This window comes from Pseudomonas sp. AK106, assembly GCF_053903055.1.
Genome location: NZ_CP096427.1, coordinates 42,862 through 55,510, shown reverse-complemented (window position 1 = coordinate 55,510; position 12,649 = coordinate 42,862). Strand labels below are relative to the sequence as shown.

14 protein-coding genes and 3 pseudogenes are annotated in these 12,649 nt (G+C 50.5%); 8 read left to right on the top strand and 9 right to left on the bottom strand.

Going from position 1 to position 12,649, the window contains the following annotated elements; all coding sequences use genetic code 11:
- Nucleotides 1-81: 81 nt before the first annotated feature.
- Complete coding sequence (locus M1E04_RS25210) at nucleotides 82-426, top strand: helix-turn-helix domain-containing protein (RefSeq protein WP_456293250.1); 345 nt, start codon at nucleotides 82-84, stop codon at nucleotides 424-426.
- 24 nt (nucleotides 427-450) lie between these two features.
- Here the strand turns inward: M1E04_RS25210 and M1E04_RS25205 are convergent, their stop codons facing one another.
- The 6 genes from M1E04_RS25205 to M1E04_RS25180 form a co-directional block, all read right to left on the bottom strand.
- On the bottom strand, nucleotides 451-645 hold the full coding sequence (locus M1E04_RS25205) for a hypothetical protein (RefSeq protein ID WP_456293249.1): 195 nt from the start codon (nucleotides 643-645) through the stop codon (nucleotides 451-453).
- A gap of 248 nt (nucleotides 646-893) precedes the next feature.
- The gene (locus M1E04_RS25200; protein ID WP_456293248.1) at nucleotides 894-1,853 is read right to left on the bottom strand and encodes a tyrosine-type recombinase/integrase; all 960 of its coding nucleotides are present in this window, start codon (nucleotides 1,851-1,853) and stop codon (nucleotides 894-896) included.
- On the bottom strand, nucleotides 1,850-2,227 hold the full coding sequence (locus M1E04_RS25195) for a DUF2513 domain-containing protein (protein ID WP_456293247.1): 378 nt from the start codon (nucleotides 2,225-2,227) through the stop codon (nucleotides 1,850-1,852). The genes M1E04_RS25200 and M1E04_RS25195 overlap by 4 nt, the downstream gene beginning before the upstream one ends.
- A gap of 170 nt (nucleotides 2,228-2,397) precedes the next feature.
- Nucleotides 2,398-2,649, bottom strand: a complete 252-nt coding sequence (locus M1E04_RS25190) for a hypothetical protein (RefSeq protein ID WP_456293246.1) — start codon at nucleotides 2,647-2,649, stop codon at nucleotides 2,398-2,400.
- Between the two features lie 85 nt (nucleotides 2,650-2,734).
- Nucleotides 2,735-3,046: an addiction module antidote protein gene (locus M1E04_RS25185; RefSeq protein ID WP_456293245.1), complete on the bottom strand. Its 312-nt coding sequence runs from the start codon at nucleotides 3,044-3,046 to the stop codon at nucleotides 2,735-2,737.
- Entirely contained in the window at nucleotides 3,043-3,342 is a 300-nt protein-coding gene (locus M1E04_RS25180; protein WP_456293244.1) for a type II toxin-antitoxin system RelE/ParE family toxin, read from the bottom strand. Before M1E04_RS25180 ends, M1E04_RS25185 begins: the two co-directional genes overlap by 4 nt.
- Nucleotides 3,343-3,382: 40 nt before the next feature.
- Between M1E04_RS25180 and M1E04_RS25175 the strand changes: the two are divergent.
- Nucleotides 3,383-3,665, top strand: a pseudogene (locus tag M1E04_RS25175) (recombinase family protein); the annotation flags it as partial.
- A gap of 586 nt (nucleotides 3,666-4,251) precedes the next feature.
- The gene (locus M1E04_RS25170; RefSeq protein WP_456293243.1) at nucleotides 4,252-5,007 is read left to right on the top strand and encodes a hypothetical protein; all 756 of its coding nucleotides are present in this window, start codon (nucleotides 4,252-4,254) and stop codon (nucleotides 5,005-5,007) included.
- Nucleotides 5,008-5,085: 78 nt separating this feature from the next.
- Here the strand turns inward: M1E04_RS25170 and M1E04_RS25165 are convergent, their stop codons facing one another.
- The 3 genes from M1E04_RS25165 to M1E04_RS25155 all read right to left on the bottom strand — a co-directional run bounded on the left by M1E04_RS25165 (nucleotide 5,086) and on the right by M1E04_RS25155 (nucleotide 7,441).
- Entirely contained in the window at nucleotides 5,086-5,691 is a 606-nt protein-coding gene (locus M1E04_RS25165; RefSeq protein WP_456293242.1) for a hypothetical protein, read from the bottom strand.
- A 575-nt stretch (nucleotides 5,692-6,266) separates the two neighbouring features.
- Complete coding sequence (locus M1E04_RS25160; protein ID WP_456293241.1) at nucleotides 6,267-7,166, bottom strand: TIR domain-containing protein; 900 nt, start codon at nucleotides 7,164-7,166, stop codon at nucleotides 6,267-6,269.
- Nucleotides 7,163-7,441, bottom strand: a complete 279-nt coding sequence (locus M1E04_RS25155) for a hypothetical protein (protein ID WP_456293321.1) — start codon at nucleotides 7,439-7,441, stop codon at nucleotides 7,163-7,165. The genes M1E04_RS25160 and M1E04_RS25155 overlap by 4 nt, the downstream gene beginning before the upstream one ends.
- 274 nt (nucleotides 7,442-7,715) lie before the next feature.
- On the opposite strand from M1E04_RS25155, the gene M1E04_RS25150 reads away from it, so the two are divergent.
- From M1E04_RS25150 to M1E04_RS25130, 5 genes and pseudogenes are all read left to right on the top strand, one after another.
- Nucleotides 7,716-8,678: a tyrosine-type recombinase/integrase gene (locus tag M1E04_RS25150; RefSeq protein WP_456293320.1), complete on the top strand. Its 963-nt coding sequence runs from the start codon at nucleotides 7,716-7,718 to the stop codon at nucleotides 8,676-8,678.
- Between the two features lie 6 nt (nucleotides 8,679-8,684).
- Nucleotides 8,685-9,202, top strand: a pseudogene (locus M1E04_RS25145) (tyrosine-type recombinase/integrase); the annotation flags it as partial.
- Between the two features lie 175 nt (nucleotides 9,203-9,377).
- Nucleotides 9,378-10,412 carry a helix-turn-helix transcriptional regulator gene (locus M1E04_RS25140; RefSeq protein WP_456293319.1) on the top strand — a complete coding sequence of 345 codons (1,035 nt, stop codon included), beginning with the start codon at nucleotides 9,378-9,380 and terminating at the stop codon, nucleotides 10,410-10,412.
- Nucleotides 10,413-10,726: 314 nt separating this feature from the next.
- The gene (locus M1E04_RS25135) at nucleotides 10,727-11,248 is read left to right on the top strand and encodes a hypothetical protein (protein WP_456293318.1); all 522 of its coding nucleotides are present in this window, start codon (nucleotides 10,727-10,729) and stop codon (nucleotides 11,246-11,248) included.
- A 157-nt stretch (nucleotides 11,249-11,405) separates the two neighbouring features.
- A pseudogene (locus tag M1E04_RS25130) lies at nucleotides 11,406-12,599 on the top strand (cache domain-containing protein); the annotation flags it as partial.
- Between the last annotated feature and the right edge of the window lie 50 nt (nucleotides 12,600-12,649).

The window sequence follows — 12,649 nt, the reverse complement described above, 5'->3', positions numbered from 1 at the left end:
AACAGTAATCGATATTTATATCGATATGTGTTGTTTTTTTCCGGCTTAAGACTACGGATGCTTAGCGATTTAAGGATTGTGATGAGGCCTGTACGCGACTTCCTAGCTGTACGCTTAAAACAGCTACGATTGGCCAAAGGAATGGTTCAAAGCGAACTCGCTGAGCTAGTGGGGTGCGAACCAAACACGATCAGTCGTTACGAAAGGGCTGAAACACTGCCCAGCATCGAGCATTTGCTGAGGCTTTCTGAAGTGTTCGGGGTTTCACCTATGGACATCCTCCCCCCGCAGAGCACCAACGCATTGAGCATCATCGCACTGAGGGAAAGCTTGGCTCTGAAAGCTCTAGAGCTAGACGATCCGGAAGATCTCCAGAGGTTGATAAGCCTGGCATCCGAATTGGCTGAAAAAGGCAGAAGACCGTGAGCAGTCATCACCTCGTTGCGATAATCAACTGAGCTGCATAGAGCCGTCGGGGTCACGCAAAAGCTCACTAATCCGGGCAACCCGCAGATTTTGATGATTGACGGATTCGTGATCGAGGTGGAAATAGCCCAAAGAGAGAATTTGAGCAAAATGTCGATTCATCTGCAGCAACCTTTCGAGCTCTTCGCGCGCCTCTTCACTGAACATCGAAATCAACATGGTCACCTTCCCCTACAAAGCTTCACAACTTAACCGCTACAACCGCGCCAAAAAAAGGGCGCCACTCATCTGCCACTACTGTATATAAACACAGCACTCGTTTCAACACAGAATGTGGATCCCTTGTCTTCGTCGCGCGCAGGCAAATTTGATTAGCAATCAGTTCGCATGTCACTACTAAACGTAGGACACGTGATGCGCCCAACGTCTCCCACACTGCGTCTGCCTCAGAGTACGGCTATAGCCGATCAAAGATAGATTCGCTCGACCTCATCCAGGCTGATGCCGTCCCGACGCCGGTCATACAGCTGGGTCGTCCGCGTCGAGGCATGGTTGGCCATCGCGGCCGCATTTTCCAGGGTGCCGCCGTTCTTCAAATAGGCGGTAATCCCGGTGGCTCGAAACGTATGGTTGCCGATCGGCGTCTTGATCCCGGCTGCCAGGGCCCTGCGGCGCACCATGGTATGCGCGTTGGCCTGCGGCAGCGGCGTGCTGCTCAGTTGCCTGGTACCGCGCCCAACCGTACGAAACAGGGGGCCCTTCAGATCGGTCTCTATTCCCGTCTCCGACAGATACGCATGCAGGTACGCCTCCAGGGAGTGATGACAAGGCATCGCATGCTGCTTGCCGCCTTTCTCTTTCAGCAACACCCACAGCCGTCGATTTTGGGTGTACACATCCTCGACCCTTATCGCCAGTGCCGCGCCGATCCGGGCGAACGAAAACACCATCAATGCAATCAGAGCCCGATCACGCAAGCCTGCCGGCGTGCTGACGTCGATGCTGTCCAGCAGCTGCCGCGCCTCGCTCGGATCGAGCACCGGCGTTTTGCCGGTGCGGCTGGTGTGACTGGGCCCACGCACCGACGCCGCAGGGTTGTGCGGCACTATCTGGCCCACGACCAGCCAGTCGAACAGATGCCGGATCGCCGCCAGGCGCTGCTTCACCGAGGGCGCTGCCAGTCTGTGCTGCTGCAGCTCGATCCAGGTTGCCACATGCAACGGGGCCACATCAGCCAAACCGGATACGCCCACACTCTGGCACCAGGTCAAAAACTCCTGGGTCGCTCTGGCGTAGGCACGGCGCGTGTTCGGGTTGCGGATATTGGCGGTGAAGAATTCAAGAAAACGCCTGCCCGCGCGCTCGCCGGCCTGAATGACCAGTGCCGGTACCTGAATCGACCCCGAGGACAGCACCAGACCGTTCATGGCAGCTCAATCCCCAGTCTTTCTTTGAGCATTTCCTTGCCGTAGGCCTTACCCAGCTCCAGCAAGACGCCGAGCCCGGCGACACCCGCTTTTTCTGCCCCGGCTTTGGTACGCCGCCAGACCTCTCCATCCCGAACGGTGTCAAGGAATTCATGGCCTTTAATGGTCATTCTTTTGGGGCGCCAATCGAAGTCGCTCATCGAGCAAAGGTCCTGTGCTTCGATGAATCTAGCCTCATGCAATAGCATCACGTGGTAGGAGACTTCATCTTCGCTGTGGCCCTCGATGGCGAGGTCAATCCAAGAGTCAGGAGTTTTGGTACTGGCCTCGATGGCCAGCAAGATTTCACGCACCAGGTCTTTGTCGAGCTTCATCAGTGGTGTCCCGTCCTATATGTGATAAGGACATTATCAAATATAGACACCGCGTCTGCGTCAGCAGCGAGAAGAGTAAAAAATTTGGAGGTTTCAGCAGTTCGACGGATGGCGACGCAACCCCCTGCCAATCTGGCCAGAGTATTCCAAGCCTGCAGCGCAGCAGGGGCTCACCTATTATCAGTCGCCCCTGCTGCAACCAACTGGTCTGCTCCCTGGTCGCTCAGCACGGCTCTGGCACCGTTGTACGCAAAAACCGGCCCATTTGGATGACCGCCCTCGATGCGTATATCGGAAATCCTTTCAGGCGCGAAGGACACCTCGTCGATCTTGATGACGCCTGAGTTTTCGAAAATTGTCACTGCGCTCACCATGGCTAGCTCCATATTTGATGGCTGTTGGGCGATGTCCAGATTGCTCACCGCAAAACCGCCGCGATGAAGGCTTGTTGTTGACCGTCAACTACGCGTTTCGAGGCAGGGGGGCACCTAACTGGTTGTCCTGAAACTATGAAAGATGAGCGTCTGCCGCCGGTTCGTGCGGCCGGGCGGTCAAATCGACTCCCAATGCTCGCATGACCACCAGCATGGTTTTCAGTGTTGGATTTCCACGGTCACTGAACGACTTGTAAAGTTGCTCGCGGGCCAAGCCCGTTTCTTTGGCCAACGCTGACATTCCCCTGGCACGGGCAACTACGCCCATAGCCTTGGCAATGTAGGCAGCGTCTCCTGTATCCAGAGCGTCCGCGATAAATACGGCAATGCCTTCTGGTCCATCCAACGCCTGTGCAGGATCGTATTCGTAAATAGGTTCGGTCATTGCGGCCTCCACTCGGCTGCTAGTCTCTTAGCTGTTTCAATGTCCTTGGGCTGACTCCCTTTGTCACCACCACACAGCAGGATGACGATCTCAGATCCACGCTGCTGGAAATACACTCGATAACCAGGGCCATAGTGAATCCTTAACTCGCTAACGCCCTGCCCCACCGGGGCGACATCACCAGCGAGCCCATTGGCCAATCGAAAGATGCGAGCGGCGATAGCGGCCTTCGCCCTCTTGTCTTTGAGGTGGCTTTCCCAGGCCATGAAGGTTGCGGTTTGTTTGATTTCAATCATGTCCATATTGTAATTTATAGATCACATACCCGCAAGCTATGAGTTCACCGATGGCATGCTTGCGGCGATCAACTACATGATGATTGACATGATGGCGGGGATCGCCAGGAAGGTTACCAACAGCGCAGGCTGCGCCAGGCGCGGGGTATCGCGAAGGCAAAGCCTGCCGGCGTATAAAGGGCAGACCGAAGCATCAGGCGCTGCGTACGAGAGTGCGTAAGCTGTTAGATGCAGGCTTAGGAATCCGTGTGATTGCACGATACGCATCGTGTTCAACGAAAACGGTGATGAAAATTCGCGATGTGTCAGCAGGGCAAGGTTAACACGAGGCCAGACGATACCCGGGTATCCGGCTTACTGCAGTCCCAGGTGAGTCATAAACGGTGTGCTATGGTTTGAAAGCGTTCAAACAATGCGACTCAGAGGAGTACATATGTTTACAGATATCAAGCCAGGTCCGAAACCAAAGCGCGAAGATGGTAAAGATGACGAAAGACGCCGTGTAGACCCGCCCGGTGAGAAAAAACACCCAACCTTGCCACCACACAAGCACAAGCCGGGGGACTGATGATTTCAATGTGACAATAGCCCTTGTGTGAAAGCTGCCCGCCATCGGCGGGCATTTTCATACATTTGCTCTTAAAGTTTCCATTTTTTGTGGAACTGGTGGACTCCACATTGTTAACCGCCGTCACCAAGCCAATCGGTGCGGTCACGGTGCGTTGTGCAGGTGCAAACGGATCTGATAACTATGCAGAAAAATGCTGAAAACTTGAAATAGCAAGTCTGCGATTTAACGCGTAAATAAGCAGTAAGGGCTATGAGGTTTCTCAAAAACCACCTTCACAAGATAGATGCTTCTGCTGATGGCGAAGCTTCAATAACTCTCACCATCAATGGATGTTCTAAGTGGATAGAACCTCTAAAATCATTATATTTTTGTCACAGATGGCTGCGCTCAGTGTTGTGTTGACCTTTATCTTGGGAATGCGCTGGCAGGCTGGATTTTTCGAGGGTCTCGGATTTCCGTGGCTCAGTGGCTATTTTAACTACCTTGATACAATTAGATTTGGAGTTCCTCATGCTCTAGTTCTCGGAGGATCTGTCGCGATTGGATCTTTCATTACTTGGATGATTGTGGACAAGAACAAGGACTTACTACCATACCTATTCTTGCTCGCGTTAGTTCTTCTGACAATGAGCGACCTAATTCCGTCATTCTTCTACAAAGTGGGAACATTCAGCTTTCTCAACCTGCAAAGCTTCTATCAGGTAATCTTCGCCGGATTTATAATTGGGTGCGTCTTAGTGGCGCCCCCTCGCTTGAAAAAGATGAAGGCCATTAACTCAAAATGGGTCACAACGTATCAGATGCTTGTGCTGTTATTTGGATCTATTGTGATGATTGCATTCTTCTCTTCACCTTATACTATCGGTAAAGCGGACGCTCAGAAAGCAATTAGTTCAGGATTCGAAGGCTACTCATTGGCAACTGATAGTAGGTCGGAATATTGGAGCATTGTGGGTCACAGTCAGGGTAACTTAATTCTCGCAAGGCTTATTAAAAACAAAAATCAGGTTCAAGTTAAAATTTCTAATAACGTGTCTGATTGGGTTATTTACTCAACAGCTCCCCAGGGTCTAGGTGCAATAAGTACACCATAGCTGCCTCTGGCAGCCAGTGGGAGCCCCCTTGTTCGTCGCTATTTAGGCATTCGGTGGAGTGTATAAACCGCTTCATCGTCAATCATTAGTCACTCCCTTTGTAAACGGCTTCAGTATGACCTCGCCCAGGCCGGCTGATCCAGGAAACTGCAAGCCCATGCTGCTGACGGAATCGATGACGTCACAGGCCAAGCTGGCTACGTGCTCGCGGACCTGCTGCAGCCAAGCAACATCAATGGACGTGGCGAAGATATTCAGCTTTTTATCGACAAAAAGTGGCAGCGACTTGCCCTCCACGTCCGGCACCTGCCAAGAACCATGACAGAGCACATTGCGTAATTTGGCAGCACACTTTAGATCCTTGATTAACTGCTCGGGCTTGGCGGCGGGCATTTCATGGTGGTTATCGAGCGCCTCGCGGTATGCATCAATGAGCGGGCCGAGAGGATCAGACAATGCCCGCTCAAGCAGGCCAGGCCACTTGCCATATGCTTCCTCTAATTCATCCTGGCCATACTGACGCGTGGCGGTCAGGGCGAAGATAGCCCGACCTAGGGCTTGCTCCAGGAAGCCATAGGTGGCCACAGCCCTACCCAACTGCTCCCAGAACTCCCCAGAATGCCGATGAGTAGGATAGTCAGACGGGAGGTGTTCCCGATCTATTCGCTTATGCTCGTGGCTCACGGAAAACTCCTGCTCATAGGTGATGGGTAGCCGTTGCGGCTTGGCCCTGCGGGGTTCCTATCGGTTCGTTACGCGTCGCCGGCGTGGAACTCCTCGATGGTCATCTCGCCCAAGTAATTGCATGCGCCCACTAAAGCATTCTGGTGGGTGCCAGCGGTCTGTCTGGCCTAGGCTATGACGTGGCGGGGCACTCTCGGTTAGTCTGACCCCACTGTGGCGGACGTAAAGCGTTGCTCCTGCCCCTCTAGAGAAGCGAAGGCAAGGCAGGTGATAGAATGGGCACAGATTCAGCTCCTCATCACGGCCCTGCGGCACCATTGCCTTCGACATCACCCGTCTTGACTTAATAAAGTATCGTAACTATATACGTCCAGCGCTGAATCTCCCGCAAACAAAATAATCCCGCCCAACCGAAGATGAACGGGCTGTACTGCGTTATGGCCAATACTGATCACGGATGTGGGAAATGGTGTCGTACATGCCCATGTGAGGATGGACGCCAGTATCAGGGGTTGTGGTTCAATACTGGCATCCTAGATGTTTCAGAAACGTATCTTGGAGCGCGCAAAGTTGCTCTATGCGTACAGTTTTGAGGCATCGAACTCTAAGCCTGCCTCTTTCATCTCACGTACCAGTCGCATCTTCCAGCCATCATGGGGATCAAGCTCGGTATAAACTACCCCAAAAAGATCTGACGGTATTTCAACGTCCCCTTTTTTAAGCAAGCAAACACGGCCTCTCCCCAGTTTTCCTGCGAAATATCCCAACTCAAAAATTACATTTTGTCTAGCGCGAGCCAATGGTAGGTTTGTCTGGACTGCAGAGCCAACATCGTCAGGGGTTAACAAGACAACAGCGTAGCCCACTTCAGATGTCTGTTCGAACTTTTCGATAATTGTTCTGCCACGATCTGGCTGCTCCTGCAACACTATAGACTCAAGCCCCAATTTAGTCAGGAAATTTGCCAGCATATGTCGGGATGCATCGTCATGCCCATGTACGATAAAAACCTTGTTAGACGATGCACTATTTAGTATTGGTTTGGCAATTCCCAGTTTAATGTGAGACTTATAATCACGAGCAAAAGGAATCAATACTTGTGAAACAAAAGCGTGAAAGCCTGAAATTATTTTCCGACTACCTGTGCTGAAGTAATGATAGCCAAAGTTGAGTGCATATTGGGGATCCGCTGCAAGCCTTTGAATCAGGAGTATGGTGAGCCCAAGCCGCGCGGAGTCGTCATCAGGCCATGCCAAACTATGGCTGCCAGAAAAGCTGCCTCCTGACTTTTCACTGTCTAACAAAAATTTTTCTAAATCAACATCAGCTGTAAGCTTTCGATTTACCTCTTCAAGCTCTGGACTAGCCAGAATTCGTCCCAATTTTTTAAGAGGTACGTCGAAAGTTTGCTGCTGCGAGACTTGAAGATCCAGAATGCAGCTATTGATTTGCGTGAATACGTCTACATAACTCATTCACTATCTCCTACTAATCTTTTTTCAGCGGCTTGCTCCAATATTTGGCTTCGATACAACTCCTTCATTTCCTCAATCAAAGGCAGAACCAGAGGATTTGATGAATGCCCACCCACCCGATTATCAATGGTGTCATTCACTTGCTGAATAGCAGATTCGATACTGGCAGGATCAAATGGGTCGAACCGAACCGTGCAAAGATCACCATCTAACTCCTTAAGCGCAGTCTGTGCATCTTTTAAATCGCGTTGCAGCTTGTCTAGCCCCTTAATCATACGTACTCCTTCCAGTGAGATCGTCGCTTTTTGTTGGGGGGTCGCACCCACATACTAGTACATGGCCATGAGTAAGAGCGGCATGCACCAAAAATTGCTAGCCCCTTGGTGACGTCTGAGCCTGCATGAGCCACTCACCAAAAATTGGTGATAAAATAGGTTATCACCAATTATTGCGGCTTTTTCCAAATCGTGTACGCTGATGGTTACTTGCGTCGTTTTGGTGACTAGAAAGGCGATGCGTGGTCGCTGATGATCCGATTGAGGTCTGTACATGCAGGAAGTGACGAATGTCGAACAGAACGATCAGCGCAGGCTCACGTCGGTCGAATTTCAGACGCTGGCCCAAGTTCCGGCCGCGGTCGAGTGGTTTGCCAACCTGGACAATCCTCGGACACGACGTGCCTACCAAAATGACCTGGAAGACTTCTGCGGTTTTGTCGGATTGGCTTCGGCCGATGAATTTCGCGTCGTCACCCGATCACATGTTTTGGCTTGGCGCGCTCAGCTCGAGCATCGCGGTCTGGCGGGCGCCACGATCCGGCGCAAATTGGCGGCGCTGGCCAGCCTGTTTGATCACCTCCTGGAGAGCAATGCGATCGCCGGCGGCAATCCCGTGCACGGCGTGAAACGACCGAAGATCGAAAGCAACGAAGGCAAGACGCCGGCATTGGGCGATCACCAGGCCAAAGCGCTACTCGAAGCCCCGGATGAATCGACCCTTAAAGGGTTGCGTGATCGGGCGCTATTGGCTGTTCTTCTTTATCACGGGCTGCGCCGCGAAGAAGCGGCGCTGCTGCAGGTGAGCGACATCCAGGATCGCCGCGGGATTCAGCATCTGAAGGTACACGGCAAGGGCGGCAAGGTGCGGTATCTACCGCTGCACCCGGTGGCGGCCGGGCGCATCCATCAGTACCTGGAAAGCTCAGGGCATCATTGGGCGGACAGGAAGGTACCGCTGTTCATACCATTGCGCGGCAAGCTAACCGGTGCCGGCATCACAGCCAACGGCATCTATATGGTGGTGGCGGCTTACGCGAAGAAAGCCGGGATTCAGGTCGACGGGCTTGGAGTCCACGGACTACGGGCAACGGCTGCCACCAACGCGCTGGAGCATGAAGCCGATATCGCCAAGGTCCAGGCCTGGCTTGGACACGCCAATATCAGCACGACCAAAATCTATGATCGCCGTGAAAACAGGCCGGAGGATTCACCTACCTACAAAGTGAAATACTGATTATTAACACTTAAAGGACAGCGCGACCGGGCGCTGTTGGCTGTTCTTCTCTATCACGGGCTGCGCCGTGAAGAAGCGGCGCTGCTGCAGGTCAGCGATATCCAGGAACGCCGCGGTATCCAGCACCTGAAGGTGCACGGCAAAGGGGGCAAGGTGCGCTATCTGCCGTTGCACCCGATCGCGGCCGGGCGTGTTCATCAGTACCTGGAAAGCTCGGGGCATCATTTGGCCGACAGGAAGGTGCCGCTGTTCATACCGCTGCGAGGCAAGATGACCGGTGCCGGCATCACGGCCAACGGCATCTATACCGTGGTGACGACCTGGGCGAAGAAGGCCGGGATCGAGGTGACGGTATGGGCGTGCACGGACTCAGGGCCACCGCAGCCACCAACGCCCTGGAGCACGAAGCCGACATCGCCAAGGTCCAGTCATGGCTGGGTCATGCCAATATCAGTACGACCAAGATCTATGATCGCCGGGAGAACCGGCCGGAGGATTCACCGACCTACAAGGTGAAGTATTGATAGAGGGGTTGAGTCCTGAGCTACAGCTCCGTGCAGCGCAAAACGTGAGGCCAGCTTCTCCCACAGATCGATTTCGTACTTGATGAACCAGCTAGCATGATTCAATTACGGATATGAACCATGTAGTTAATTAACTAATTTGAATTTTTGTAAGCTCACATGACCATTTTCAAATATGACAGAACGGCTAAAGGCGGTAACATACAGTGAGGAAGCGGAAACTAAAGAATCCAAAAAATATGGGAACAGGCCAATTGTGAAAAAGAATATCTCTTCAGTGCATTTGAGAACAGAAGATGAATTAATCGAATACTACAATAATTGTGGACTATCCCCAGCACTCAGCTTTGAATCAGCAAAAGAATTCGATTATAGGAAAATTACATATTCAATTGGAGATATTGATCTATGTACAACCCAGAGCAAGTCTGGCTGGGGATTTGAGAAACAGATAAGCACAGATGTCTATTTTGTTTCTTTTACCTACGCAGGCCTCTCAGCCTGGGAAATGAACAAGCTCGGGAGAGTTGATGCACTAAATCAAATGTGCGTCATCGATAGTTCAAGGTTGGTGCAGGGACAGTTTTTGCGCGGAACGCTAACGGATACGCTAATGATAAAGGCAGAAACTATTCATAACGAGTTTCATGCTCTTCATGGGTATCCGGTTAACCACAGGATAGATTTCCAGCCTTTACTGCCTGCAGAATCACCGGCATGGAAGCGGATCAATCATATTGCGGGATGTCTAAAAAGCAGTTTTGACGATACCTTTTCTATGATGTCACCTATTACGAACTCTTATATTAAACAAGCTCTGCTAACTTCTATATTAGAGTTCACCCCACACAATCAATCTATCAAATCAAACGAATGTAGTAATTTGCCAAGATACATTTCACGCTCTATAGAATACATGTATACCCATGCGGACCAACCCATACTGCTTGCGGATATTGCAAGCAACTCTTATACGAGTATTAGGAACCTTCAAATAGGTTTCAGAAAATACAAGGGGACGACGCCAATGAGATACTTAAGGCAAATTCGACTCAACAGGGTTCACAATGAGTTGTCAAACATGTCATCGCTAGCATCCTGGCAGTGTGTTGCGGCAAAGTGGGGGTTCAATGACACCGCAGCGCTCTCTAAATACTATAAAGAATTATATGGGGAAACTCCGTTCCAGACCCTGTATCGCAATAGTTGACCGGAAGCTTTAAAATGCACAAGCTGCTTAAGTATTCTCGAGACTAAAGCACCAAGAAAACGGGCTCAGGTGACAGGTTAAATCACTAGCTCAATGAAAAATCATGCATGTGGGCTAAAATGTCTCTCGCCCAGGACTGCCAAACAGTAAAGGAAGGAGGCAGTTTTCACGTAACTCTACCTAAAAGAAATTTGCCTCTGACGAAAAGCGAAGAAAATAGTGGTAAAAACGAATTTTTTCATCCGTGGTGATGTTTTACCTTGCCAGACTGCTATTCGGCAATATGATGAGGATATCAAAAGTCGGAGCACGAAATGAGTACAACTTCATCGCAGTTAGGACAGGTTCAGCGCGCCACAAATCACTGCTTACAGCTGGCTCGGCAGGTAGTAGACTTATATGTTGAAATAAATGAACAAATGACAAGATATGAGTTTAACATAGCAGTCGTTAAAAATAAGCTTATCACCGCAAGGTTTAGTGAAGTCAACTGTCCACCCCCTACATCTCATGGTACTAAAGAGCTACCGGAAACAACCTTGCTCGATCAGGAAGCAAAAGCCTTGAAGGACAAGGTTAATCGCGCGTGTTCCCACCTTATGGGTAAGCTGGGCGAACACCTTGATGCTATACGCACAGAGATAGAGAATATCCTCTGCGCTGCAGAAAGCGAAGAGCTTCCTCAAGCTGATCTGCTGATGCTCCATGAAACTAGCCATCTATTAGATGAAGCTTTCCGGTATCTTGGAGTGGCGCAGTTTGGTGATTCTCAATGTATGTTCAATGTCTTCAAGGCAGTAGATAACCTTCAATCCCTGTGCAGCAAAAAAAAGTAGCCTGTGATAGAGCAGTGTTTTCCCATTTAATTTTAACTTAAATAAATATACCTTCAACTCGTAATTTAGTTTGAGAAACCTGCGAGCACAGTTGTGCATTGCTGCCTAGATAAACAGATCGAATTAAAATTCTGGAAGAATTTGTAACTTATTGAGCATGCCCTGCCGCATTTACCAAAATTCGACACAGTCCAAAAGATCACCCAGGGCATTCAAAGATGGTTCATCAGTGAGCCACCAACGCCCCTCAACTCGAGCGCTTGAGATGCTTAAGACCATCAAATCCCGTTACGCAGCTTCATTCATAGGCTTTGTACTATTGATCGGCGTCTGCACGGCCCTAGGGGTAAATACCTTTATTACACCGGACCTAACCCAGTCTGATGAGCGCCAATTAGTGGCTGAAGCAGATCAGCTTGGCGAATTGATCAAAGCTGAACTTGCCAAGGTGCAAGCTCAGCAGCGTGTAATCACCGAGACAGTTCCCCTTCTTGAGAGCAATAATATTGATATGCTGCTTCCCAGCATGATAAATCAGGATGGTGAGATTAAGGTGTTCGGCGGTGGGATCTGGCCTTTGCCCGAAAAACGCGTCACTGGGAGAATGAAGGCCAGTACCTTTTATCATCGCGATAGCTCCGGCAAGCTTGTTCTTAATAGCCACTGGAATCTGCCAGAATCTCCCAACTATTTCGATCAACCTTGGTACACAGGCGGCATGAATAGCCCAGTCGGCCAATGCGCCTGGGCAGCTGCCTACAAGGATGACGCCAGCCCGCAGCCTCGAACCAACTGCGCAATGGTCTTAAAGAAAGATAACGCGACGTATGGAGTGTCCACGATTGATGTGACACTGGGCTTTTTCGACGAACTAGTGGCCAATAAAGAACGTGAGATAAATGCAGAGCTGATGATCGTTGAGAGAGACGGCAAAATTTTGAGTAATCAGCCGGAAATTCCAGGGAACAACGTTCTCAAGAATGTTAGTGACCTTGCGGGTCAGTATCCCTTCGCCGAAGCGTTGCGTAAATTGCTTCATAGACAGACGATTGATAGCCAATATGAGGACGTTTATACCGGAAAAAATGGCATTGAGTACAAGCTGTTCCTATCACCTATCGAAGGCACACCCTGGGTTATGGCAGTGGCGCAGTCCACTGATGTCCTAAACGCCCAAAGTCACAAAATATTGAAAGCTTTGGCTTGGCTACAAATTCCCGTCTTATTATTGATGCTAATCATCATCGTTATCGCGTTAGGGCAATTGATGAAGCGCTTAAACACCTTAACATCGAATATCGATGTGCTCTCAAGCGGCGAGGCGGATTTGACTAAACGCATACACGTCGATGGCCATGATGAGGTCGATAAGATTGGCTCTTCAGTGAATAATTTTGTCAG

What these genes read in the sequence shown, in the direction of transcription:
- M1E04_RS25205 (WP_456293249.1), bottom strand. Translation starts at nt 645, where the DNA reads ATGTTGATTTCGATGTTCAGTGAAGAGGCGCGCGAAGAGCTCGAAAGG.
- M1E04_RS25180 (WP_456293244.1), bottom strand. Translation starts at nt 3,342, where the DNA reads ATGATTGAAATCAAACAAACCGCAACCTTCATGGCCTGGGAAAGCCAC.
- M1E04_RS25185 (WP_456293245.1), bottom strand. Translation starts at nt 3,046, where the DNA reads ATGACCGAACCTATTTACGAATACGATCCTGCACAGGCGTTGGATGGA.
- M1E04_RS25155 (WP_456293321.1), bottom strand. Translation starts at nt 7,441, where the DNA reads ATGATTAAGGGGCTAGACAAGCTGCAACGCGATTTAAAAGATGCACAG.
- M1E04_RS25160 (WP_456293241.1), bottom strand. Translation starts at nt 7,166, where the DNA reads ATGAGTTATGTAGACGTATTCACGCAAATCAATAGCTGCATTCTGGAT.
- M1E04_RS25140 (WP_456293319.1), top strand. Translation starts at nt 9,378, where the DNA reads ATGACAGAACGGCTAAAGGCGGTAACATACAGTGAGGAAGCGGAAACT.
- M1E04_RS25150 (WP_456293320.1), top strand. Translation starts at nt 7,716, where the DNA reads ATGCAGGAAGTGACGAATGTCGAACAGAACGATCAGCGCAGGCTCACG.
- M1E04_RS25195 (WP_456293247.1), bottom strand. Translation starts at nt 2,227, where the DNA reads ATGAAGCTCGACAAAGACCTGGTGCGTGAAATCTTGCTGGCCATCGAG.
- M1E04_RS25210 (WP_456293250.1), top strand. Translation starts at nt 82, where the DNA reads ATGAGGCCTGTACGCGACTTCCTAGCTGTACGCTTAAAACAGCTACGA.
- M1E04_RS25200 (WP_456293248.1), bottom strand. Translation starts at nt 1,853, where the DNA reads ATGAACGGTCTGGTGCTGTCCTCGGGGTCGATTCAGGTACCGGCACTG.
- M1E04_RS25135 (WP_456293318.1), top strand. Translation starts at nt 10,727, where the DNA reads ATGAGTACAACTTCATCGCAGTTAGGACAGGTTCAGCGCGCCACAAAT.